The 22182-nt window shown below is 52.9% G+C and carries 19 protein-coding genes; 13 read left to right on the top strand and 6 right to left on the bottom strand.

Annotation, left to right across the window (positions count from 1 at the left end; translation table 11 throughout):
- The first annotated feature begins 117 nt into the window (after positions 1 to 117).
- Positions 118 to 3165, top strand: a complete 3048-nt coding sequence (locus D7Z26_RS24010) for an EAL domain-containing protein (RefSeq protein WP_158602423.1) — start codon at positions 118 to 120, stop codon at positions 3163 to 3165.
- Positions 3166 to 3231: 66 nt separating this feature from the next.
- Here D7Z26_RS24010 and D7Z26_RS24005 read toward each other — a convergent pair whose 3' ends face one another.
- Positions 3232 to 3687, bottom strand: a complete 456-nt coding sequence (locus D7Z26_RS24005) for a helix-turn-helix domain-containing protein (RefSeq protein ID WP_120979556.1) — start codon at positions 3685 to 3687, stop codon at positions 3232 to 3234.
- Between the two features lie 428 nt (positions 3688 to 4115).
- On the opposite strand from D7Z26_RS24005, the gene D7Z26_RS24000 reads away from it, so the two are divergent.
- The 6 genes from D7Z26_RS24000 to D7Z26_RS23975 are packed head-to-tail and all read left to right on the top strand — an operon-like array spanning position 4116 to position 10548.
- Positions 4116 to 4328, top strand: a complete 213-nt coding sequence (locus D7Z26_RS24000) for an XRE family transcriptional regulator (RefSeq protein ID WP_120979555.1) — start codon at positions 4116 to 4118, stop codon at positions 4326 to 4328.
- Between the two features lie 40 nt (positions 4329 to 4368).
- Positions 4369 to 6393: a chemotaxis protein CheA gene (locus D7Z26_RS23995; protein ID WP_120979554.1), complete on the top strand. Its 2025-nt coding sequence runs from the start codon at positions 4369 to 4371 to the stop codon at positions 6391 to 6393.
- 13 nt (positions 6394 to 6406) lie between these two features.
- Positions 6407 to 6895: a chemotaxis protein CheW gene (locus D7Z26_RS23990; protein ID WP_120979553.1), complete on the top strand. Its 489-nt coding sequence runs from the start codon at positions 6407 to 6409 to the stop codon at positions 6893 to 6895.
- Positions 6896 to 6915: 20 nt separating this feature from the next.
- Positions 6916 to 8652, top strand: a complete 1737-nt coding sequence (locus tag D7Z26_RS23985; protein ID WP_120979593.1) for a methyl-accepting chemotaxis protein — start codon at positions 6916 to 6918, stop codon at positions 8650 to 8652.
- A gap of 2 nt (positions 8653 to 8654) precedes the next feature.
- Positions 8655 to 9473: a CheR family methyltransferase gene (locus D7Z26_RS23980; protein WP_120979594.1), complete on the top strand. Its 819-nt coding sequence runs from the start codon at positions 8655 to 8657 to the stop codon at positions 9471 to 9473.
- 34 nt (positions 9474 to 9507) lie between these two features.
- Positions 9508 to 10548, top strand: coding sequence for a protein-glutamate methylesterase/protein-glutamine glutaminase (locus D7Z26_RS23975; RefSeq protein WP_120979552.1), 1041 nt, complete (start codon positions 9508 to 9510; stop codon positions 10546 to 10548).
- 9 nt (positions 10549 to 10557) lie between these two features.
- Here D7Z26_RS23975 and D7Z26_RS23970 read toward each other — a convergent pair whose 3' ends face one another.
- Complete coding sequence (locus D7Z26_RS23970) at positions 10558 to 10944, bottom strand: VOC family protein (protein ID WP_233567170.1); 387 nt, start codon at positions 10942 to 10944, stop codon at positions 10558 to 10560.
- A gap of 32 nt (positions 10945 to 10976) precedes the next feature.
- Positions 10977 to 11993: a helix-turn-helix transcriptional regulator gene (locus D7Z26_RS23965; protein ID WP_120979551.1), complete on the bottom strand. Its 1017-nt coding sequence runs from the start codon at positions 11991 to 11993 to the stop codon at positions 10977 to 10979.
- Between the two features lie 1117 nt (positions 11994 to 13110).
- Here D7Z26_RS23965 and D7Z26_RS23960 point away from each other — a divergent pair.
- Entirely contained in the window at positions 13111 to 13980 is an 870-nt protein-coding gene (locus D7Z26_RS23960) for an SDR family oxidoreductase (protein ID WP_120979550.1), read from the top strand.
- Between the two features lie 50 nt (positions 13981 to 14030).
- On the opposite strand, the gene D7Z26_RS23955 is transcribed toward D7Z26_RS23960, so the two are convergent.
- From D7Z26_RS23955 to D7Z26_RS23945, 3 genes are all read right to left on the bottom strand, one after another.
- Complete coding sequence (locus D7Z26_RS23955; RefSeq protein ID WP_120979549.1) at positions 14031 to 14594, bottom strand: hypothetical protein; 564 nt, start codon at positions 14592 to 14594, stop codon at positions 14031 to 14033.
- Between the two features lie 122 nt (positions 14595 to 14716).
- Positions 14717 to 15583: a DUF4097 family beta strand repeat-containing protein gene (locus D7Z26_RS23950; protein ID WP_158602422.1), complete on the bottom strand. Its 867-nt coding sequence runs from the start codon at positions 15581 to 15583 to the stop codon at positions 14717 to 14719.
- A 2-nt stretch (positions 15584 to 15585) separates the two neighbouring features.
- Positions 15586 to 16134 (bottom strand): HAAS signaling domain-containing protein, encoded by a 549-nt coding sequence (locus tag D7Z26_RS23945; protein ID WP_120979547.1) that lies wholly within the window; start codon positions 16132 to 16134, stop codon positions 15586 to 15588.
- A gap of 264 nt (positions 16135 to 16398) precedes the next feature.
- Here D7Z26_RS23945 and D7Z26_RS23940 point away from each other — a divergent pair, with 264 nt between their 5' ends.
- The 5 genes from D7Z26_RS23940 (at position 16399) to cyoC (ending at position 22181) form a co-directional block, all read left to right on the top strand.
- Positions 16399 to 17871: an ABC transporter substrate-binding protein gene (locus D7Z26_RS23940; protein WP_120979546.1), complete on the top strand. Its 1473-nt coding sequence runs from the start codon at positions 16399 to 16401 to the stop codon at positions 17869 to 17871.
- 128 nt (positions 17872 to 17999) lie between these two features.
- The gene (locus D7Z26_RS23935; protein WP_120979545.1) at positions 18000 to 18230 is read left to right on the top strand and encodes a hypothetical protein; all 231 of its coding nucleotides are present in this window, start codon (positions 18000 to 18002) and stop codon (positions 18228 to 18230) included.
- Between the two features lie 338 nt (positions 18231 to 18568).
- The gene (gene cyoA / locus D7Z26_RS23930; protein WP_233567177.1) at positions 18569 to 19567 is read left to right on the top strand and encodes a ubiquinol oxidase subunit II; all 999 of its coding nucleotides are present in this window, start codon (positions 18569 to 18571) and stop codon (positions 19565 to 19567) included.
- Between the two features lie 20 nt (positions 19568 to 19587).
- The gene (locus tag D7Z26_RS23925) at positions 19588 to 21558 is read left to right on the top strand and encodes a cbb3-type cytochrome c oxidase subunit I (RefSeq protein ID WP_120979544.1); all 1971 of its coding nucleotides are present in this window, start codon (positions 19588 to 19590) and stop codon (positions 21556 to 21558) included.
- Entirely contained in the window at positions 21558 to 22181 is a 624-nt protein-coding gene (gene cyoC, locus D7Z26_RS23920; protein WP_120979543.1) for a cytochrome o ubiquinol oxidase subunit III, read from the top strand. The genes D7Z26_RS23925 and cyoC overlap by 1 nt, the downstream gene beginning before the upstream one ends.
- The last annotated feature ends 1 nt before the right edge of the window (position 22182 follow it).

Here is a 22182-nt window from a genome sequence, read left to right as displayed (position 1 = left end):
CTCTCGATAATATATTTGGGGAATATTGCAAGAAGTATAGAGGAATTTGAGGGAAAACGTTGAAACTTGTCATTATACACAATGGATTCGACCTACATAGAGAAGGCAGGGAGTAACATGGCTCAGGTTCACAGAATCGGAGTGATCGCGCCCCATCTGGACGGGGAGTACTACGGGGGGCTCTTGCCCCACATTCACAGTGCGGTTCGCGAGAGACATTCGCAGTTATTCGCCATTCAAGTGGCGGATGACTATTTGGGCATAACCGCATTGGAGGAGCCTGTGGCGTTTGATCTCGTCGAAGCATGGATACTGATCTTGCCTTCCGCAAGCGCCGCTTTTCTGGAACTGCTAGGAAAGAGCGACAAGCCGTTCGTCTGCATCGGATTTCAATCGCCTTTTCCGCAAGGAAGCTCGGTGTTGGTGGCAAATCGCTCGAGCATGCGCACCGCGGTCAACCATTTGATCGATCACGGCCATTCGAGGATTGCCTTTATCGGCAACTTGAGCCAGTACGATCTGTACGAACGGTATCAGGGGTACCTGGAGGCGCTGGAGGAGCGCGGATTGGCGTTCGACGAGAGCTTGATCGTGCATACGAAGAATAATCTGTTAGATAGCGGCATTCAGGCCGTCGAGCAGTTATTCGAAGTCGGAGCCTCCTTCACCGCCATCGCGGCCGGTACGGACCTGAACGGTCTGGGCGCCATCGATGCCTTGAAGAGCAAAGGGTATTCCGTACCGCATGATTACGCGGTCGTCGGCTTTGACGATATTCATCAAGCCGCCGTCAATTATCCGTCACTGACGACGAGTCGGCAGCCGTTCGAGAAAATGGCGAAAGAAGCCGTCCGCAGAATATTCGATTTGTTGGAGGGACGCAAGCCGAACATTACCGAAGCCTTCGTGCCCTCGGAATTCGTCGGCCGTTCTTCTTGCGGCTGCGAGGAGAGAGCCCAGTTTGCCTCAGCCGCCGATTTTGAACGTTATTTGATAAGCCTGTCGCAACTGCGAACGACCCTTCATAACATCACGGTTAATAATTATAAGATGACGCATGGCCTAATCAAGGCAACGAAGGATGAGAAAATTCATTTTTCCAATCTGTACTGGAATACGTCCCATTGGGGCTGCTTGGCTCTGTGGGAGGAAGACGAGTACGGGGAGCGTCAGTTAGTCGTCCGGCAAACCTTCAGCAAGAACGGAGATGCCGTCCCCCCCGAGGGCATGAAAGTTCCGCTGATGCATTTCCCCCCTGCCGAGTATTTGCCGGTGGGTACGCGTCCCGGAGGGGAAGATATCGTCATCCTGCATCCGGTCAAATCCGATCTGCAGAATTGGGGATATGTCGCGCTCGTAGGCCCGCTCGATCCGATGAACGACTACGTCGCGAACGATCTGTCCCGTCACAGCTTTACGATTCTGGCGGTTGCTCTCGAACGCGAAATGCTCTTTCAGCAAGTCCGTTCGATCGCCGAGAAGCTGGAGATCGTGTCGAGAACGACGAACGACGGAATTTGGGACTGGGATTTGGAAAGGAACAGGATCATCTGGAACATTCGCGCTCATAAAATATTGGAAGGCGCGGAGGCGCGGTATAGGGAGACGCCGGAATCGTTTATGGAGATCGTCCATCCCGAAGACCAACAAGCGGTTAGATTAGCCTTTATGAGACCTTTCCAGAACGACCAACCGCTTCAATTGGAGTTCCGGATTCGCGGCGCGAACAGTCAATTCATGTGGGTTTTCCTTGCGGGGGATTTCATCTGGGACGACTTGGGGCATGCGACCCGGATCATCGGATCGCTGACCGACATTTCGGAGAAGAAAGCAAACGAAGACAGGATCACGCAGCTCGCATACCAAGACGCGCTTACGGGATTGCCGAACCGGCTGCGTTTTAAGGATCAGTTGCAGCAAGCGATGGGAGACCGGGAACGCGACGGTGGGCAGCTTGCGGTCATGATGATCGACCTCGACCGCTTCAAGATCGTCAACGACACGTTAGGCCATCAGATGGGAGACCTCCTCTTGCAGCACGCGGCTCAGATGTTAAGGGATTGCGTGGGGGAACAGGACATCATTGCTCGGCTGGGCGGCGACGAGTTCATCGTACTGCTTACAAAGATCGACGGTATCGACGAAATCGATTGCATAGCCTCTAGAATGCTTCAATTGCTGACGAAGCCGTTCGTCTTGGAGGATCAACAATTTTATTTGTCCGCAAGTATCGGAGCGTGCTTGTATCCGGCCGAGGGCGAGGATGCGGAGTCCTTGATTAAATATGCCGATTTGGCCATGTACCAATCGAAAGAGAACGGCGGCAATCGACTCGAAATCTATGCGCCAGCCCTAAGCTCGAAGAGGGTAGAAAGGTTCAATATGGAGAATGGGTTAAGATACGCTCTGGAACGGAAAGAGCTTGCGTTAAATTTCCAGCCGCAAGTCTCTCTCGCCACGGGAAAAGTGTACGGAGCGGAGACTTTGCTGCGGTGGAATACCCCTGACGGCAAAACGGTTCAGCCGTGCGAGTTCATCCCTCTGGCGGAAGAAACGGGATTGATCATCCCGATCGGACAATGGGTGCTGGAGCAGGCATGCATAGAGTGCAAGCGTTGGATTCGCGCGGGTATGCCGTCGCTCGTCATCTCGGTCAACATCTCTCCGGTGCAATTCCAGCAGGAGGATTTCCCGGAAATCGTTCGCAACGTGCTGGCTGCCACCGGAATCGAGCCGTTTAACCTCTGTTTGGAGATTACCGAGAATACGGCGGTTCAGAACATGGAGCATAGCATCCGGATACTGGGAAAGCTGCTGGATATCGGCGTCAAGATCGCCATCGACGATTTCGGGATCGGCCAGTCGTCCCTGCTCTGGCTTAAGAAGCTGCCCGTGCATATCGTTAAGATCGATCCGTCCTTCATCTTGAACATGATCGAGGATTCCGACGATGACGCCATCGCGAAGGCCGTCATCGAGATGTCCCATAGCTTGGGCTTGTCCGTAACGGCGGAAGGCGTCGAGACGGAGAGTCAGCTTCTGAGGCTCCAGCAATTGAAGTGCGACCGAATCCAAGGATTCTTCATCGGGCGACCGATGGACTCGGATCAATTCATCGCCTATTTCATGGAAATCGCGAATTATGATGAAATAAACGCGAGATAAACATCGTGTAAACCAAACAACGGCGCACCGCCGGCATTCACTGCCGACGATGCGCCGTTGTTTGGTTCAAGAGGGCGGATGCGAATTTGCCGCGACCTGGCGGTCCAGTTGAAGAAGCCTTGCCGCCAGTTCTACGAGAATAAGCTTGTCCTTCTTGCATAATAAAGAGGCGGAGGAGACCAGAGAATGAAGTAAGTCCGGTTCTTGATCGTTTGCCATTTGGAGGGAATTTTTTTCCCAGATCGACGGAGGAAGGTTTTCGGATAGCCGTTCCGCGTGTTGCTCTCTGCAGACGCAGGGCGAAGCGGTCGGCGGAAGCTGCCCGAGCAGGAGCCAATCCAACGAAACATCGAACGTTTGGGAAATCGAGATCAAAGCTTTGGCCCCGGGGATGGATGGACGGTACTCGCTCTCCCAATCCCCTACGTTTCCGGGAGAAACGGAGATTTTCTTCGCGAACTCCGCCATGGTTAAACCATTCTCCTGCCTTAGCTGCCTAAGCCTATCTTTTATTGGTTTCATGAATGGCTACCTCCGGATTTTGCTCTTCCTATGCGAATCTGCGCTCTCTTTAGTAACGCCTATTCATTCGTATATACGATTATTTAAGGTTGTAAATAATCGTATATACGAATATAATCTTACTTGCGAGGTCATTGTTTCCGTATTTTATATATTTACCTCCAATTTAAAATGGAATACATATACGCTAAAGAGAACCTTATCGGCCAAAGGTTCTAAGTTCACCCCCCCAAATAAAATAAGGCTGCTTAATTAGGATTAACAAGGGGTTTTCGTTTGCAAGGGCGAAACCTTCGAATGCTCGTGACGACAGGAAGAATCCTTGTAAATATAGGGAAATATATCCCTAAGATTAATGTAGTAATTCTGCGTAATAGCACCTTAATCCTCTAAAAACGGACAGAATCAAATTACGACGGGGTGTAAGAATGGCCGGTAGAAAAACAGCAACGGACTTCGGATGGAAGGTCATCCGGCGGCTGGCCGAGAAGGAATTGACGAGAAAAGAGTTTTGCAGCATCAATAACGTTTCCCAAAGCCGCCTTTCCGAAATCATTACTGGAAATACAACCCGAAATACGACGGCGATACGGTTGAAAGTATCCTGTTTGCTGGAGATTGACGATTGCGACCGTACGTGAAATCAACACATTAAATGATCGTCGACAGGTAGGGATAGGAATGAATAGACGGGATTTGACGGATCCCCTGCTAGAGATGTACATATACGAAACTTTTCAACTCCTGGAACGAATAGAGACGGTCGTCCTGGACAGCGAAGCCGAGAGTGCGTTCTCGCCGCAATCGATAGACGAGATATTCAGGAACGTGCATACGATCAAAGGATCGGCCGCGATGATGCAGTATGTCAAGATCGCCGAGATCGGGCATGCCATTGAAGATTTATTCCATTTCATACGAGCTGACGAGGATATTGAAACCGATTTTCGCGTTTTGTCGGGCTTGGTTTTCAGAGTCGTTGATTTCATTAAGGCGCAAGTCGGTATAATCGCTCGCGGGGAAGTTCCGAACGGAAACCCGGAATTAATGATTACAGATATTAACCTTTATTTATCGGCGTTGAAACAGTCGGAGGATTCTAGGCCGACAATCGCCTACCGGGCAGTCGTTAGATTCCAGGATCATTGCCAGATGGAGAACGTTAGGGCATACAATATCATTCATCGTCTGAAGGAAATCAGCGAAAGCTTTAATCATGATCCGCAGGATTTGCTGGATGATTCCGCTACCGTAGAGGACATCCGGGAAAATGGATTTCGTATACGCTTCCATACGGACAAGGAGTACGAGCACGTACATCGGTTTTTCATGCAAACGGCCTTTTTAGAGGAATTCGAACTGATGGCCGAGGACGCTGCGGATGAAGCCGAGGACAGGAAGATTAGCGTTTCCTTGCCTTTCGAGGCACCCGGTACCGGAAACGATTCGGATTACGGCGAGACAAAGGGAACGGACGTCTCCGGCAAGCCGGATCAAGCGCGCGGCGGCATGGTCAGCGTAAACGTAGGCAAGCTGGATAAATTAATGGATCTTGTCGGAGAGCTTGTCATCGCGGAGGCGATGTTAACAAGCGGCGACTCGGCCGGCGGTCTTGGAACGGGTTCTTACAGCAAAGCCAACGGCCATTTGCGCAAAATAACGAACGAATTACAGGATGTCGTCATGTCCATCCGGATGGTGCCTCTCGCGACTACGTTTCATAAAATGCGCCGAGTAGCCAGGGATATGTGCCGGAAGCTGAACAAGGAAGCGGAGATCCGGATCGTCGGGGAAGAGACGGAGCTCGACAAGAGCATTATCGATCAAATATCGGATCCGCTGATGCATTTGGTCAGAAACGCGATCGACCACGGAATCGAACCGGAGGCGGATAGAATCGCCCAAGGCAAGCCCGGGGTTGGCGTGATCACGCTAGAGGCGAAAAATTCGGGCGGAGACGTCGAGATCATCGTCAGGGACGACGGTAAAGGGTTAAACCGCGAGCGTATTCTCGAGAGGGCATTCGCCCAAGGCCTGATCTCCAATCCGTTAAGCGAGATTAGCGACAACGAAGCGTACGGCTTTATTTTTCAACCGGGATTTTCGACCAAAGACCAAGTGACCGAATTCAGCGGCAGAGGAGTCGGCATGGACGTCGTATCGCGCAACGTCGAAGGTGCCGGAGGGACGATTTCGGTTGAAAGCAAAAAGTCCGCAGGCTCCAGCATTACAATGAAAATACCTCTGACTCTAGCGATTATCGACGGAATGAACGTAAGAGTCGGAGATTCGAGATTTACTTTGCCCACCGCCTCGATCTTGGAATCGTTCAGGCCGAAACCCGCGGACGTGATCACCGATCCGGACGGCAACGAGATGATCATGCTCCGGGGGGCGTGTTATCCGATATTGCGTCTCCACGAGAAGTTCAACTGCAAGAAGGGGGAAACCCTGTTCGACAAGGGGATTTTCGTCATGTTGGAGCAGGATGGGAGAAAGCTATGCTTGTTCGTGGACGAGTTGTTGGGGCAGCAGCAGGTGGTCGTCAAGTCGCTTCCGGGCTATATCAAGCAAATGGCTCGCAAGGAAGGCATTTCGGGTTGCGCCCTGCTGGGAGACGGTAGCATAAGCTTGATCGTCGACGTCGGAGATTTGCCGGGCATGAACCGAAGCCGCAATGCTCCTTCATTCGCATATGCAAGGTGAGAGGAGAATAGGGATGAACGGACAAGAGCGGTACGAGGAGTTCGACGAAGAAGACGCGCAGAAGGATAAATTCCTGACCTTCTCGTTGGGGAACGAGCTGTACGGCATCGAGATCAGACACGTGACCGAGATCATCGGAATACAAGGAATCACGGAAATTCCGGAGCTTCCCGAGCACATTCGCGGAATCATTAACTTGCGAGGGAAAATTGTTCCCGTCATGGACGTGCGGCTTCGTTTCAAGAAGCCTTTCCGAGAATACAACGACAGAACGTGCATCGTCGTGGTGGACATTCAGGACATTTCGGTCGGGTTAATCGTGGATAGCGTGTCCGAGGTCTTGTCCATACCGGCCAAGGAAATCGTGTCGCCCCCCGATGCCGGCGGCGGAGTAAACCGTTATATTCAAGGCATCGGCAAGTCGGGGGCGATCGTTATTTTGCTTCTGGACTGCGACAGGCTGCTTAACGAGAACGACATAGAACGATTGGCACACACTTGAGCGAAACGGGGATTGCGGCGATGAGATGGTTCTATAATATGAAAATCGGCAAGAAACTCATCCTATCATTTACGTTGGTGGCGTTGCTTGCGGGCACCGTCGGGGTTGTCGGAATTATCAATCTTAAAAACATCGACCAGAAATATTCGGAATTATACGACCAGTTCGGAGTTTCCGTAGGTGATTTGGGCAAGGTGGGTATGGCGTTTCATCAATCTCGCGCTCAGGTCAGGAATTTGATTCTCTACGAGGACGCAGCCAAAAGAGAGGACTCGCTCCGGCAAATACGCTTGAACGACGAGATAATTCGGACATCCCTTGAGGAATTCCGTAAGAGCATCCAAACGACGGAAACGCGCGCGAAGTTCGAGGCTTTGCAAACCGAGCTAGCGGCATACAATAAGATTCGCGAAGAAGTCGCCAGCGCGGCTCAAGCCGGAAGGCCGGAGGAAGGCTTGCGACTGCTTCAAACGGGAACGAAGCATTCCGAAGAAGCGACAAGGCTGATCAACGAAATTTTCGACGATAAGAACAGAGTGGGAGCGGAACGCTCGAAATCCTACGCCCAGCTTGCGGATACTACGGTCATCACGATGGTAATCGTCGTAGTCTTGGCCATGCTAGCGGCGGTCGGACTGGGGATATTCATTTCCCGCAGCATCAATCGGCCTATTAAACGCTTGGTAGAATCGGCTAATCGAATTGCGGACGGAGACTTGGACTTGACGGTGGAAGCGACCTCCAAAGACGAGATCGGCGTTCTTTCCGCGGCATTCGGCAAAATGACGGATAACATGAACGAAGTGCTATCCAGCATTCAGACGGCGTCGGAACAGGTTTCGGCAGGGGCAAGGCAAGTGTCCGAGTCCAGCATTGTGTTGTCCCAAGGGGCGACGGAGCAAGCGAGCTCGGTAGAGCAATTGACGGCGTCGCTTCAGGAGATATCCGCGCAAACCGAATTGAACGCCGGGAACGCATCGCTCGCCAATACGTTAGCCGAGCAAGCGAAGAACAATGCCGTTCAGGGTAATTCCCGGATGCGCGAAATGCTAAGAGCGATGGAGGATATCAACACGTCCTCCGGAAACATATCCAAGATTATCAAAGTAATAGACGAAATCGCGTTCCAAACGAATATCCTCGCCTTGAACGCCGCCGTCGAGGCGGCCCGCGCAGGCCAGCACGGCAAAGGCTTTGCGGTCGTGGCGGAAGAAGTGCGCAATCTGGCGGCACGTTCGGCGAACGCCGCGAAGGAAACGACCGAATTGATCGAGGGCTCGATCAAGAAAGTGGAAGACGGTACGAGAATCGCCAACGAGACGGCAGACGCGCTTGACCATATCGTCGAAGGAGTAGCGAAGGTAGCCGGTCTCGTGGGCAACATATCGATCGCATCCAACGAGCAGGCGTCCGGGGTTGCCCAGATTAATCAAGGGATCATCCAGGTTTCCCAAGTGGTTCAGACCAATTCGGCCACGTCGGAAGAGAGCGCCTCCGCTTCGGAACAGCTGACCGGACAGGCGGAGATGCTAAAGGAACAGGTGGGCAAGTTCGTTCTGAGAAGGACGGGCAAGAGTTTCTCGTCCTACAGGGACATGGAGAAGCTTGATCCGGACATCCTTCGCATGCTAAGCGACATGTCCGTAAAATCGGGAAAAGCCAAAGTCGGCAGTCCCGACGGGTATCTTGGTCAAGGGCCTGCGGGTACGGGAACGGGGACGATTTTGCTGAGCGACCGGGAATTCGGTAAATATTGAGCATGATCGCGATTACCGACGAGGAATTCAGGCAATTCTCTCATTTCATTAAAGATCGATACGGAATTCATCTGAGAGACGAGAAGAAGGCGCTTCTTGCCGGTCGTCTTCAGCAGGTGCTCGCGGAACAGCGCTTCGGCAATTTCACGGAATATTATCGCCATGTGGTATCGGATGCGAGCGGGGCGGCGACCGCGCTGCTGGCGGACAAGATCACGACGAACCATACTTTTTTCATGAGGGAATCCAGTCATTTTCAATTTCTTAAAGATCGCGTCCTTCCCCGCTTAGCGCTTACCGTCCGGGATAGGGATCTAAGAATTTGGAGCGCGGGCTGCTCTTCGGGAGAAGAGCCTTACACGTTGGCGTTCATGCTGGACGAGCTTTTCGGTTCCGGCGCGCCTGCGTGGGATACCCGGGTACTGGCGACCGACATTTCGTCTCAGGCGCTGGCGACGGCGGTTCAAGGGACATATTCCGATACTAGCCTAGAGTCGATTCCTTCCGCATGGCGTTCGGCTTATTTCCGAAAGACGTCGGAGGGCTGTTCCGTCGTGAGCGACAAGATCAAGAGCGCCGTCATTTTCCGAAAATTCAATCTCATGCAACCGACGTTCCCTTTCCGGAGAAAGTTTCACGTCATCTTCTGCAGGAATGTCATGATCTATTTCGATGAAAGAACCAAACGGGATTTGGTACGCAAATTCTATGAGAACACGGAGCCTGGGGGATATCTCTTCATCGGCCATTCCGAGTCGTTGGAGCGCGAGGGCACGGGATATAAATATGTGATGCCTTCCGTCTACCGCAAGGACGAGTAAGAGCGGAAGGGTTTTCGGTACGGGAGGTACGACCATGGTTGGCTGGGATGGAAGAAGACGGATCAGGGTGTTGGTCGTGGACGATTCTCTTGTGTTCCGGGAAGTTCTGATGCGGGGAATTTCGACCGACCCTGCCATTGAGGTCGTGGGCGTAGCCAAAGATCCTTACGAAGCTCGCGATAAAATCCTGCAATATAGACCGGATGTGCTCACTTGCGACATCGAGATGCCGCTTATGAACGGAATCGAATTCATCAGGCGCTTGCTGCCGCAATATCCATTGCCGATTATCGCGGTCAGTTCGCTAAGCGAATCCGCGCTCGAAGCTTTGAAGGCCGGAGCCGTCGAGTTCGTGGCTAAGCCGAATTTCATGACTCCGGGGAAGGTCGAAGCCTTCCTGCATGATTTAATAGACGTCATTAAAGCAGCCGCGCATGCGAAAGTCGTAACCGGAACGGCGGACAGGAGGCAGCGCAGGGGAGAATTCATTCATGTCCCCGCCGAGGATTCGGACCGCGTGATCGTTATCGGAGCTTCGACGGGCGGGACGGAAGCGATCCATTCCGTGTTAGGCGGCATGCCGGCGGACACTCCCGGTATCGTCGTCGTTCAGCATATTCCGCCGGTTTTCTCCCGCATGTTCGCGGATCGTCTTAACCATGCTTGCGCTTTGCGCGTCAGCGAGGCGAAGGACGGAGACCTTGTCGATCAAGGAACGGTGTTGATCGCTCCGGGAGACAGGCACGTTAAGCTCGTCAAAGCCGGAAAAAGGTTCAAAGTCGAATGCCGAAGCGGCGAGAAGGTCAGCGGGCATTGCCCGTCCGTCGACGTTCTGTTCGAATCGGCGGCTAAGGCGGCCGGGGATCGAGCGATCGGCGTCTTGTTAACCGGGATGGGCCAAGACGGGGCAAGAGGATTGTTGGCCATGCGGAATAACGGGGCTCGGACGATCGCTCAGGATGAGCAATCGTCCGTCGTTTACGGAATGCCCAAAGCGGCATACGACCTGGGGGCCGTGGAGGTTCGGGCGGCGCTGAGCGAGATCCCGCGAGTAATCGGCGCGATGTGGACTTAAGAGCGAGGGTCAGTTAACCGGAACTTCGCTCGTCAACGCATGCAGATTGCGGTCCGGGTCGTAGAAGAAAGCCATCCATACTGCGTAGCCGTTGAACTCCGCGACTTTGTGCGGCTTGCCTGCGAGCTCGACTTTTGCCGTCTCCAAGGTCCGGTACGCTTCTTCGATATCGGCTACCTTAAAATAGATCGTAGAGCCCGGGTGATCGAACTCGGGCTTTTCAGGTATTCCTAGCAGTAATCGGATACCCTGACAGTCGACCAACGCCATGTTGGATTGCGAGAAAAGCAGCGGAAGTCCGAGAACGCCATTGTAGAAACGGACGGCTCTCTCGACGTCGCTCACGCGGACCGACAATTGGGAGATGCCGAGAATGGAATCGGATGATAAGGACAAGGGGACTCCTCCTAAAGAGAAATAGATTCGGTTTAATCGGTTTCGACGCGTGAGACGGATTTTCCTTTCTTATATAGCAGGGATACAGCACAGGATTCCTCGATAATGCTGTCCCTCAACGAATCGGGAGCTAGCGCTTCGGCATGCCTGCCGTAACCTAGTAGAATTTTGCGGGCATATTCCTCCGTATTGAACTCGACTTCCGCTTCCGTCCACTCGGCGGATTGAACGGGATCCGAGGATAGAAGGATAATGAATCTCTCCCTTGAGAATTCGTCCCATCTTGCCGTCGCGATGCGTATACGCGCTTGATAACGGGGCAGGTTCGCTTTGAAGCGCTCCGTCGACCGATTCCAGTAAGCGGCAAGATCGAATACCTCCGGACGCGTGAAAACCTGCTCCAATCTGGTTGCCTCTTGCAGCCGGGAGAGCCGGTAGGTACGGAAATCGGCATCCGAATCTGACGGCGATTCCGAATCGGGTTTCGCCACCATGTACCAGACGCCGAGCTTAGCGACCAGACCGAGAGGACGAACAACGCGATCCGTATCCTCTTCGGCGTCCCAGCCGCGATAGGAAATGCGCAGGAGACGTTGTTCCCACACGGCCTCCTGCACAGTACGAAGCAGGGTGTCCCGCGATGGCGCGGCAGTGTGCCAACCGGCCCCATCGATGTGGATGCGTTCCCGAACGTATTCGGCATCTTGTCTCGCGGCGGAAGGAAGGGCCGCAAGCAGCTTCCGGAGCGCGGCCTGCACTTGATCGTTTAAGCCGAGGTCCTTCACGACGCTGGAAGTCTGCAGCAGGAGCAAGGAACGAATTTCCCCGGTCGTCATTCCCGTCATATGGCTTCGGTACCCTTCCGATAGCAACCAACCGCCGTTCGCGCCCCTTTCCGAATAGACCGGAATGCCTGCCGCGCTTAACGCTTCCATATCGCGGTGCACGGTGCGCTCCGATATCTCGAGCCGCTCCGCCAGCTCCCGCGAGGACAACCTGCCATGCTCCTGCAGTAACGACAAAATCAATAACAAACGATCCGCTCTCATCGACGGCTCATCTCCTTCCGCTAACTCGTAACTCAAACTCTAATCCCAGAAGGGAAATACTCGACGAACCCGGGTAACTCTCGCTCAAAAGGAGCTTCCAGCAGGGAATTACTCGAAGAAACCGTGTAACACTCGCTCAAAAGGAGCTTCCAGCAGGGAGTTACTCGACGAAACCGTGTAACTCTCGCTCGAAAGGGGCTTCCAGCAGGCAGTTACTCGACAAAACCGTGTAACTCTCGCTCGAAAGGGGCTTCCAGCAGGCAGTTACTCGACAAAACCGTGTAACTCTCGCTTGAAAGGGGCCTTCAGCAGGGAGTTACTCGACGAAACCGTGTAACTCTCGCTCAAAAGGAGCTACCAGCAGGGAGATACTCGACGAAACCGTGTAACTCTCGCTCGAAAGGGGCCTCCAGCAGGCAGTTACTCGACAAAACCGTGTAACTCTCGCTTGAAAGGGGCCTTCAGCAGGGAGTTACTCGACGAAACCGTGTAACTCTCGCTCGAAAGGGGCTTCCAGCAGGCAGTTACTCGACAAAACCGTGTAACTCTCGCTTGAAAGGGGCCTTCAGCAGGGAGTTACTCGACGAAACCGTGTAACTCTCGCTCAAAAGGAGCTACCAGCAGGGAGATACTCGACGAAACCGTGTAACTCTCGCTCAAAAGGAGCTCCCAGCAGGGAGTTACTCGACAATACCGTGTAACTCCCGCTCAAAAGGAGCTCCCAGCAGGGAGATACTCGACGAAACCGTGTAACTCTCGCTCGAAAGGAGCTTCCAGCAGGGAGATACTCGACGAAACCGTGTAACTCTCGCTCGAAAGGGGCTCCCAGCAGGGAGTTACTCGACGAAACCGTGTAACTCTCGCTCGAAAGGGGCTTCCAGCAGGCAGTTACTCGACAAAACCGTGTAACTCTCGCTCAAAAGGAGCTCTCAGCAGGGAGTTACTCGACGAAACCGTGTAACTCTCCGCACACTCCCTCCACGTTCCAAATTCCTATCTTTGCCTTCAGTATACCACCCCTATATGACAGGAGATGTCTTATATAGGGGCTATACTGAATAAGTAAAGACTATTTCATAGCCGTTAAGAAGCAAGGCCAAAAAGGAGCTGGCGGAAATTGAAACCTCTAGATGGAAAAGTAGCGGTCGTGGCAGGAGCGACGAGAGGCGCGGGGCGAGCGATCGCGATGATGTTGGGGGCGGCAGGAGCTACCGTGTACGGAACGGGGCGAAGCGTGCGGGGAGCGCCTTCCGATATCGGCAGAAGCGAGACGATCGAGGAAACGGCCGAGCTGGTGTCGCGTGAAGGAGGTTTAGGCATTCCAGTACAGGTGGATCATTCCGATGAGACGCAAGTGAAAAAGCTATTCGATCGGGTACGAGAGGAGCAAGACGGCAGACTGGATATTCTGGTGAACGACGTATGGGGCGGCGAGAACATAACGGAATGGGGAACGCCTTTCTGGGAAGGCTCGCTTGATAAGGCGTTACTCATGCAACGACGGGCGGTACAAACCCATCTCATTACAAGCTACTACGGGGCTCCCCTTCTCGTGGCGAGGGGACAAGGATTAATCGTAGAGGTTACGGACGGTTATGATTACCGGTATCGCGGGAACTTGCCATATAGCTTGGCGAAAATATCGGTTATCCATCTGGCGGAAGCGCTGGCAGCGGAGCTCCGACCTCACGGAGTGACGGCTCTGTCCGTTACGCCGGGTTTTCTGCGTTCGGAACAGATGCTCGATCACTTCGGGGTAACGGAGAACAACTGGCGCGAAGCGGCGGCAAAGGATGTGCACTTCCTCCAGTCGGAGACGCCCTTCTTCCTCGGTCGCGGGGTGGCTGCGTTGGCCGCCGATCCCGATCTGTTGGCGAAATCCGGGAAGTCGCTCACCTCATGGGGGTTGTCCGATGAATACGGAATCTCCGATGTCGACGGAAGACGCCCGCACTGGGGCAATTACGCGGCCGAGCAAGGCTTCTAATAATGCGCCTATTATAGTTGTTGAACGTGGGGGCTCCGACCGCTCTTTTGTTAAGACAAGGCTCTTTGTCCGCGGCGGTCATGGAACAGCCAGAAGGAGACGGTTGCCGCGACCCATACGGCCAGAAGACCGAAAGCTTTCGGCCAATGGAGCGTAACGGGGGTTTCGAGCATGAGATAGAGAATGGCAGCAGCGGCAAGAGCCGCGGATCGGAAGGGGAGAACGACAAGCGGTTGGGCAGCTTGTTGCCGAAGTTTCGCAGGCAAGGGGACACGGTTAAGGCGGCGAGCGGCTTGCCATAGCTTGAATAATCTAGGCATCGTAAGAAGCCAGATCGCAAGCAGTGGAATTGCCGTTAACGACACATACAGCAACGCGCGATCCTCCCGGAAGACCGGATTCATCGAGCGGGGCATTAGCGACGTCGCAACGATAAGGGAGAAAGCGGGCAATGTGGCGTAGGCTATCCATACCATTAGCTTGCGGGCTTTGCGTTGCATGCGTTCGGGCGAACCGCCGTAGAGCAATTTCGAAGCTTTACTGCCCGCGATCCAGGCCGCGGTCATGAAGAGCAACACGTTGGCGTAGATGACGCCGGCAAGAATAGAGAACATCGATCTTCCTCCTTGTGTTCATCGTCTCGCGCCGTAGGATATACGCTTACGCCAAAGACTCCGTATTGCTCGAACTTCGACGGCACGGAGTCTTTTGCGACGGATGCGTTTAGTCTTCCTCGTTATTGCGGGCCTTCCTCGACGCGAATATTCCCGCTGTCGGTCCGGATTTTAATGTAATCCATCGTCGTTCTTTTGGATTCCGGGGCATGCACGGAACCGGAATCGGTTCTCAGATCGTAGGAACCGGCGAAGCTTGCGGGTACCTGGACATACACGTTGCCGGAATCGGTGGAAAGGTCGGAGCTCGCATTGTCTTGTTTCGTGAGTCTGATGTTGCCCGAATCCACGGAAAGGCGAGTCGGACCTGTTACTTTATCGAGCTTGATGTTTCCCGAATCGGTGGATGCTTTAATGTCCGCGGCGACCTCGTTGCCGGTAATGTTGCCGGAATCGACGCCGACGATCAATTTCTCGCTTTTGAACCGGGTTAGGGTGATGTTTCCGGAGTCGGTCGTGAGCTTCGCTTCTGAGATTGTTTCCAGAGCGGCGTCGGTAACCGTGATGTTGCCGGAATCCAGTTTGATCCGCAGCGAGTCTAGCAAGGAAGCGTCCGTCACGGAGATGACAAGCTGTTCTTTGGCGCTGCCGAAATCGAAGTCGAAGAAATTTATATATTTCTTAGGCATGCGAGTCAAATCGAGTTTAAGCTTTCCGTCGGCGATTTCCGTGGCCTTCGTATTCTCGATCATTTTCTCTGTTCCTTGTCCGTTCAAGCGGATCGAATTTCGTCCGTCCTCGCTCTTCGTGAAAGTCACGGCTACGTTGTAGTCGCTAACGATCTCCAGATTGCGGAGCTCGCTCGCGGAGAAACTCCATTGTTTCTCGAACTCGGGCAGATTTTCTTTCGATTTCCAATCATAAGTCAAGGCACCCGCTACCCCGATAATAACGAGGCAGAACGCGGTGAAGTACCAGAATTTTCTCATCGTTACAGTCTTCCTCTCCATGTCTTATAGTTCCAACGCGCGTACCTGATCGTAACGGCCCCCAGCAGCTTGCCCAGGGCGTATGCTCCTCCCGCCAGCAGCATGCCGAGTCCTAACATGCCAGCCGCGAACATCAGCTTGTGGTAAGTGAAGTCGCCATACCATGCCGTTTCGAAGCCTAATAGAATCGGAGACAGCAACCCGGACAGCGCTACGGCGCATACGGAGACAAAAGCGGCCCAAACGGAAGCGAAGACCGGAATCGCGAACATGACGTTCAGGAAAAATAGCGCGATCGATACGCCGATAAGTCTCGGATAATCCGGCTTGGCCGGAGCGGGACGGAAATCGTAAGCCGAGCCGACGAATAAAGCATCCTTAGCTACGGACAACGGGTGCCCTAGCTCGTAAGCGATCTGATCTTCGGATTTGCCTTCGAGTTCCCCCTGTTGAAAATGAGCTTCATAGTCGCGCAAAATCGCGAGTTGGTCTTGTTCGGGCAACGAAGCGAAATAATGTCCGAGGCTATCGATGAATTGTTGCTTGTTCATAGAACTCTCCCTTTTCTTCTCGATGCTTCCATCATAACGGATGACCCCATCGGGAATTAACCGACGATAGTTGATGCCGAACCCCGACTAAAGTTGGGGATTTCTACTAGTCAGTCCTCTTAATAATAAGGTATTTTTAAGAAAAATTTAAAAATTTACACCTTCTACCATGGTACAATATGTAAAACTAATTATAGATTAGGAGAATAGGGGGCAGTAGGAGCGATTTATGGGAATACCGATCATAGTGGAGGGTGTGAAGTTATGCGTTTACCAAGATTGGCTGCGATCGTAGTCGTGTTCTCGATGTGCGCCGGGGTAATGGCGGGTTGCAGCTCCGGAGGGAACGAGAGCAAGAAGGACGTTAAATCTACGCTCAAGGTCATGTACTACGACGAAAGAAGTTTTTATCAGCAATACGGAATGCTATTCTCCGCAGTATATCCGAACGTCGAGATCGAAGTCGTCTCTACGCAGAACATCGCGTACGAGGAAGGCAAAGATATGAAGAAGGCCATGCAAGATTTTATCGATGAACAGAAGCCGGATGTCTTAATGCTTAGCACTGACGAATATACGACTAAGGCTAGCGAAGGAAAACTGTATAATCTCGAATCGTTCATCAAGAAGGACAAGTATGACCTCGAGGGGATCGTGCCCGGCGTCATCGACTACGTTAAAGGCCTTAGCGACGGCGTATTATATGGAATGTCGCCTAATTTCTATAGCCAAGCGATCTACTACAACAAGGATATGTTCGAGAAATACGGAGTAACCCTTCCGAAGGACAAGATGAGTTGGGAAGAACTTCTGCAGCTCGCCGCCCGATTCCCGACGACGGGCTCCAAAGAAGACCGGGTGTACGGCTTGAAAACCGGTTATCAAACGCAACTGTATTATTTCGGCCTGAATATCGGCAACTCGCAAGGACTATCGTATATAAATCCGACGGCCAAGCAATTGATGATCAATTCCGATTCTTGGAAAGCTGCGTTCGAGGTCGCGGATAAAGCGATTAAATCCGGGTCGTTATACATGGAAAATCAGAATGGCATGAGCGGAGGAAGTACATACGAGGATTACCTACTTAGCGATCCGTTTATCGGGGGCAAAGTGGCGATGGTCATCGAAGGTAATTATCTCATGAACCAGCTCTCGGAAGCTAAGGCTAGGCTGAAGGGCAAAGGCATTCAGAACTGGGATCTCGTAACGATGCCGGTCAACCCCCAGAAGCCCGACGAGAGCACCGGGATGTCAATGAATCAAATCTTCGCGATCGACGCCAATTCGCCGAATGCCGAGGCGGCTTGGAAATTCATCAGTTACGTGAACGGGGACGACTTCGCAAGAGTGACGTCCAAGCTTCAGAACGGCAGCTTCCCGATTAGGACGAAATATCTCGACGGCGGAGAAGGCGGTCATCATATGGAAGCCTTCTATAGCCTGAAACCGGCTCAGAACAATATGTACAAAGATTGGGATAAGCTTCCGCAAGAGTTCTTCATGAAGTTCGACGGTCTGACGCAACAAGAGATGCAGAACGTTACGGACGGGAAGTCGACGATCTCCGAAGCGCTGGACAATCTGCAGGCCAAGGGACAGCAGATGCTTACGGAGGAAAGCGAGAAGGAAGGCAAACCGAACGCCGCGTCGGGCGAGGCCATTGCCGGATCGGATGCGCCTGCCGAATCGGTCCAATCCGGTACGGGAAGCGCCGCGGCCGGCGCTTCGAATTGAAAAGCTTCTCCCGTGGTATCCTATGAAGGCCTATTTTTGTCGAAGTTGTGAATTTCGACTTTAATTCGTCACTTTGTTGTGCTAAAATGTTCACATATAGCGCTTTCACGGGAGAAGGGGTGAACCTCATGAAAAACAAAGAAATGTCGCGGATGTTGAAGTGGGTAGCCATGGTCGTCATCGCCGCCGGTATTATCTGTTGCATATTGAATATTTCGCAATTTAACGATCGCAATCTCGGATTAATGGTCGGCATCGGATTTCTAGTCGGCGGCAGCCAGATTCTGTTGTTCGGAGTCCTTGCTCCGCTTATGCAACGTAATCAAGATTCCGCTCAGCCCGTCGCGACGACGGAATAATCGCAAAATAATTACCGCATCGGGGTTGTCCGAAGGGTCGAATCAGACCTTTCCGGGCAGCCCTGTTTTGTTGCGTGTCTTTAATCCGAAAACGGCATAATAGAGGGAACTTTCGCCAATGTATGTGAAGTTTTTCACATTGTGAACAACTGGTGAACAAAATATTGCGAAATTTCAACGTTTATTTGTCTCCTTTGTTAACAGTAAGGAACTGCGCTTTTCTTTCTGATATGTTGGTCACAGGAGAGGGGATGCTGAGCATGGCACCCTCGGGAATAATGCTTACCGGCAGACGTTGCCGGGTAATGGCAAGAAGCAAGAAGATGGGGGAGATGGAAATGGTGAAAGGGCTTCGGCGCCTAGCGACCGTCCTGTCGCTGACCGCGATGGCGGTTCTGATGACGGGTTGCAGCGATAAGCTAGTCGTATTGAATCCGAAAGGCGAGATCGGCAAGCAGCAGCTGGATCTGATCGTAATTTCTTCGTTGTTATGTTTGGTCGTACTCGTGCCTGTTCTGGTCCTTACCTTCTATATTGTATGGCGATACCGCCATAAGCCGGGCCAATCGGCCAAATCGGCGAAATACGATCCTACTTGGGAGCACAGCACGAAGCTGGAGGCGATCTGGTGGGGCATTCCGATCGTGATCATCGCCATTCTGGCCGTCGTGACGGTCAAGTACTCCTACAAACTTGAACCGTCCAAGCCGCTCGAGCACGAGGCGAAGCCGATCGTCATTCAGGTGACGTCGCTCGATTGGAAATGGTTGTTCCAATATCCGGAGCAAGGGATCGCGTCGGTTAACTACCTTCAATTCCCCGATAACGTCCCGATCGAGTTCAGGCTCACTTCGGACGCTCCGATGAATTCGTTCTGGATTCCGCAGCTTGGCGGTCAAATCTACACGATGTCCGGCATGGAGATGAAACTGAATCTGATCGCCGACGAACCGGGTTCCTATATGGGAATGGGTGCAAACTTTAGCGGCAAAGACTTCGGCAAAATGAACTTCACGGCGAAGGCGACTTCCCAAGAAGAATTCGACGACTGGGTGAAGCAAGTCAAAGGCTCTTCTCCCGCGTTGACGAAGGAAGGTTATGAGCAGCTGGCACTTCCGGGCGTATCGGAAGTCGAGACGTTCTCGTCGATTCCGGAAGGGCTCTTCGAACAAATCGTTCATAAATACGGCGAACATCAACACGGCTCGGGCTCGTCGGAACATCAACACGGTTCGAATACGGAACATGCCGCTTCCGGTACCTCAGGCTCCATGGACGGGATGACTGCCGAAGAAATGGAAGCCATGAATCACGAAGGACACGCGAACCATGAATAAAGGGAAAGGAAGGTGCCGGCATGTTGGACAATATTAAGGATTTCGCGTCGGACTTCTTCGTTACCGGGGATCCGCTGATCTACGGAGCGGACGTCGCTATAGTGTTAACGATGATCGCGGTCGTGACCGCGCTGACTTATTTCAAGAAGTGGAAATGGCTCTGGCAAGATTGGATCACGAGCGTCGACCATAAGAAGATCGGCATTATGTACGTCATCGCTTCGTTGCTCATGTTATTCCGGGGGGGCATGGATGCGCTCCTCATGCGCACGCAGCTTGCCGTTCCGAACATGGAATTCCTATCGCCCGAGCACTATAATGCAATATTCACTACGCATGGCGTTATCATGATCCTGTTCATGGCCATGCCTCTGATGTTCGGACTGTTTAACTTGGTTATCCCTCTGCAGATCGGGGCCAGGGACGTTGCGTACCCGTTCCTGAACTCGCTGAGCTTCTGGTTGTTCTTCTTCGGGGCGATGCTGTTCAACGTATCGTTCGTAATCGGAGGTTCGCCGGACGCGGGCTGGTTGTCTTATCCGCCGCTATCGGAGCTGTCGCATAGCCCGGGCGTCGGCCAGGACTTCTACATCTGGGGGATTCAGATTTCCGGGATCGGGAGCTTGATGACCGGGATCAACTTTATCGTTACGATCTTGAAAATGCGCGCGCCGGGCATGAAACTGATGAAAATGCCGATGTTCACCTGGTCGGTATTGTCCAGTTGCCTGACTATTATTCTAGCCTTCCCGATTCTGACCGTTACGTTGGCTTTGCTGTTCATCGACCGCTATCTGGGGGCCCACTTCTTCACCTTGGACAGCGGGGGCAACCCGATGATGTACATTAACTTGATCTGGATGTGGGGACATCCCGAAGTTTATATCGTCGTTCTGCCGGCCTTCGGGATTTTCTCCGAAATCGCGGCAACCTTCTCCAAGAAAAGATTGTTCGGTTACAAATCGATGGTATTCGCCCTTATGAGCATCAGTTTGTTCTCGTTCTTCACATGGGCGCATCACTTCTTCACGATGGGTTCCGGCGCGGACGTGAACGCCTTCTTCGCGATAACGACTATGTTGATCGCGATACCGACCGGGGTCAAAGTATTTAACTGGCTGTTCACCATGTTCCGAGGGAAGCTTAGTTTCCCGACGCCGATGATGTGGATGCTCGGGTTCATTCCGTGCTTCGTCGTGGGCGGGATGACGGGCGTGCTGCTCTCGGTCGCTCCGGCGGACTTCCAGTTCCACAACAGCTACTTCTTGATCGCCCACTTCCACCAAGTGCTGATCGGCGGCGTGGCCTTCGGTTACTTCGCGGGTCTCTACTATTGGTGGCCGAAAGTGTTCGGCTTCAAGCTGAACGAGAAGATCGGAAAATGGGCATTCTGGTTATGGAATATCGGTTTCTACGTTTGCTTTATGCCGCAGTACTTCCTCGGCTTAATGGGCATGACGCGTCGCGTCAGCAGCTACGGCTGGGATAAAGGCTGGTATGAATTGAACCTGACGTCGACGATCGGCGGATTCCTGATGGGAATCGGGTTCCTGTTCCAAGTGTGGCAGATACTGCACAGCATCAAGTTCATGGAGAAGGATACGACGGGAGATCCATGGGGCGGACGGACGCTCGAATGGTCCATACCTTCGCCGGCTCCGATGTACAATTTCGCGACCGTGCCTCGCGTAAGCGAGAAGGACGCCTGGTGGGAAGAGAAGCAACGCATCGCCCAAGGGCTTGCGCCTACTCCGAAGCCGCAGCTTGAACCGATCCATATGCCCAAAAATTCAGGCATACCTTTCATCATGTCGGCTTGCTTCTTCGTGGCCGGATTCGGATTCGTGTTCGATTGGCTGTGGATGGCGATTCCGGGACTTGTCGGCGTCGCGGCCTGCATGCTCTACCACTCGTTTAATTACAATACGGATTATTACATTCCGGTCGATGAAATCAAGCGCACGGAAGCTGCGGCAGGGAGGGCTGTCTAATGGCACAATCGGGCAATCATAGCGTCGCCAATCCGGCGGGTCATGACGAGCACGAGGGTCATCACGACCTCGAAGCGTTACGGATGATGGGATTCTGGATCTTCCTGATCACCGACTGTATCTTATTCGGTACCTTATTCGCAACTTACGTGGTCTTGCATAATAATACGGCAGGCGGTCCGACCGGGGCCGAGTTGTTCGAAATGCCGGGAGTCATCGCCGAGACGTTCATCTTGCTAACGAGCAGCTTTACGAGCGGATTGGCGGTGCTCTCGATGAACCGGGGAGACCGCAAAGGACTCATCGGTTGGCTTATCGTTACGGCGCTACTCGGGGCATCCTTCATCACGCTCGAAATCACGGAATTCGTGAAGCTCGTCCATGAAGGCGCGGCAATATCCACTAGCGGCTCCTGGTCGGCCTTCTATACGCTGGTCGGAACGCACGGACTTCACGTGTCGGTCGGTTTGGTGTGGATGATCTCGATCATGCTGCAGCTTGGACGCCACGGGATTACCTCCGTAACTCGGCGCAAAGTGAACATCATTAGTTTGTATTGGCATTTTCTCGACGTCGTGTGGATTTTCGTATTCACGATCGTCTATATGATGGGGGTGATGTAAG

This window comes from Cohnella endophytica (genome assembly GCF_003628305.1).
Taxonomy (GTDB): domain Bacteria; phylum Bacillota; class Bacilli; order Paenibacillales; family Paenibacillaceae; genus Cohnella; species Cohnella endophytica.
This window is presented reverse-complemented; position numbering and strand designations above follow the sequence as displayed.

Excerpts from the sequence above, each read along its gene's own strand:
- D7Z26_RS24010 (WP_158602423.1), top strand. The coding sequence starts at position 118 with ATGGCTCAGGTTCACAGAATCGGAGTGATCGCGCCCCATCTGGACGGG.
- D7Z26_RS24005 (WP_120979556.1), bottom strand. The coding sequence starts at position 3,687 with ATGAAACCAATAAAAGATAGGCTTAGGCAGCTAAGGCAGGAGAATGGT.
- D7Z26_RS24000 (WP_120979555.1), top strand. The coding sequence starts at position 4,116 with ATGGCCGGTAGAAAAACAGCAACGGACTTCGGATGGAAGGTCATCCGG.
- D7Z26_RS23995 (WP_120979554.1), top strand. The coding sequence starts at position 4,369 with ATGAATAGACGGGATTTGACGGATCCCCTGCTAGAGATGTACATATAC.
- D7Z26_RS23990 (WP_120979553.1), top strand. The coding sequence starts at position 6,407 with ATGAACGGACAAGAGCGGTACGAGGAGTTCGACGAAGAAGACGCGCAG.
- D7Z26_RS23985 (WP_120979593.1), top strand. The coding sequence starts at position 6,916 with ATGAGATGGTTCTATAATATGAAAATCGGCAAGAAACTCATCCTATCA.
- D7Z26_RS23980 (WP_120979594.1), top strand. The coding sequence starts at position 8,655 with ATGATCGCGATTACCGACGAGGAATTCAGGCAATTCTCTCATTTCATT.
- D7Z26_RS23975 (WP_120979552.1), top strand. The coding sequence starts at position 9,508 with ATGGTTGGCTGGGATGGAAGAAGACGGATCAGGGTGTTGGTCGTGGAC.
- D7Z26_RS23965 (WP_120979551.1), bottom strand. The coding sequence starts at position 11,993 with ATGAGAGCGGATCGTTTGTTATTGATTTTGTCGTTACTGCAGGAGCAT.
- D7Z26_RS23955 (WP_120979549.1), bottom strand. The coding sequence starts at position 14,594 with ATGTTCTCTATTCTTGCCGGCGTCATCTACGCCAACGTGTTGCTCTTC.
- D7Z26_RS23950 (WP_158602422.1), bottom strand. The coding sequence starts at position 15,583 with ATGAGAAAATTCTGGTACTTCACCGCGTTCTGCCTCGTTATTATCGGG.
- D7Z26_RS23945 (WP_120979547.1), bottom strand. The coding sequence starts at position 16,134 with ATGAACAAGCAACAATTCATCGATAGCCTCGGACATTATTTCGCTTCG.
- D7Z26_RS23940 (WP_120979546.1), top strand. The coding sequence starts at position 16,399 with ATGCGTTTACCAAGATTGGCTGCGATCGTAGTCGTGTTCTCGATGTGC.
- D7Z26_RS23935 (WP_120979545.1), top strand. The coding sequence starts at position 18,000 with ATGAAAAACAAAGAAATGTCGCGGATGTTGAAGTGGGTAGCCATGGTC.
- cyoA (WP_233567177.1), top strand. The coding sequence starts at position 18,569 with ATGGTGAAAGGGCTTCGGCGCCTAGCGACCGTCCTGTCGCTGACCGCG.
- D7Z26_RS23925 (WP_120979544.1), top strand. The coding sequence starts at position 19,588 with ATGTTGGACAATATTAAGGATTTCGCGTCGGACTTCTTCGTTACCGGG.
- cyoC (WP_120979543.1), top strand. The coding sequence starts at position 21,558 with ATGGCACAATCGGGCAATCATAGCGTCGCCAATCCGGCGGGTCATGAC.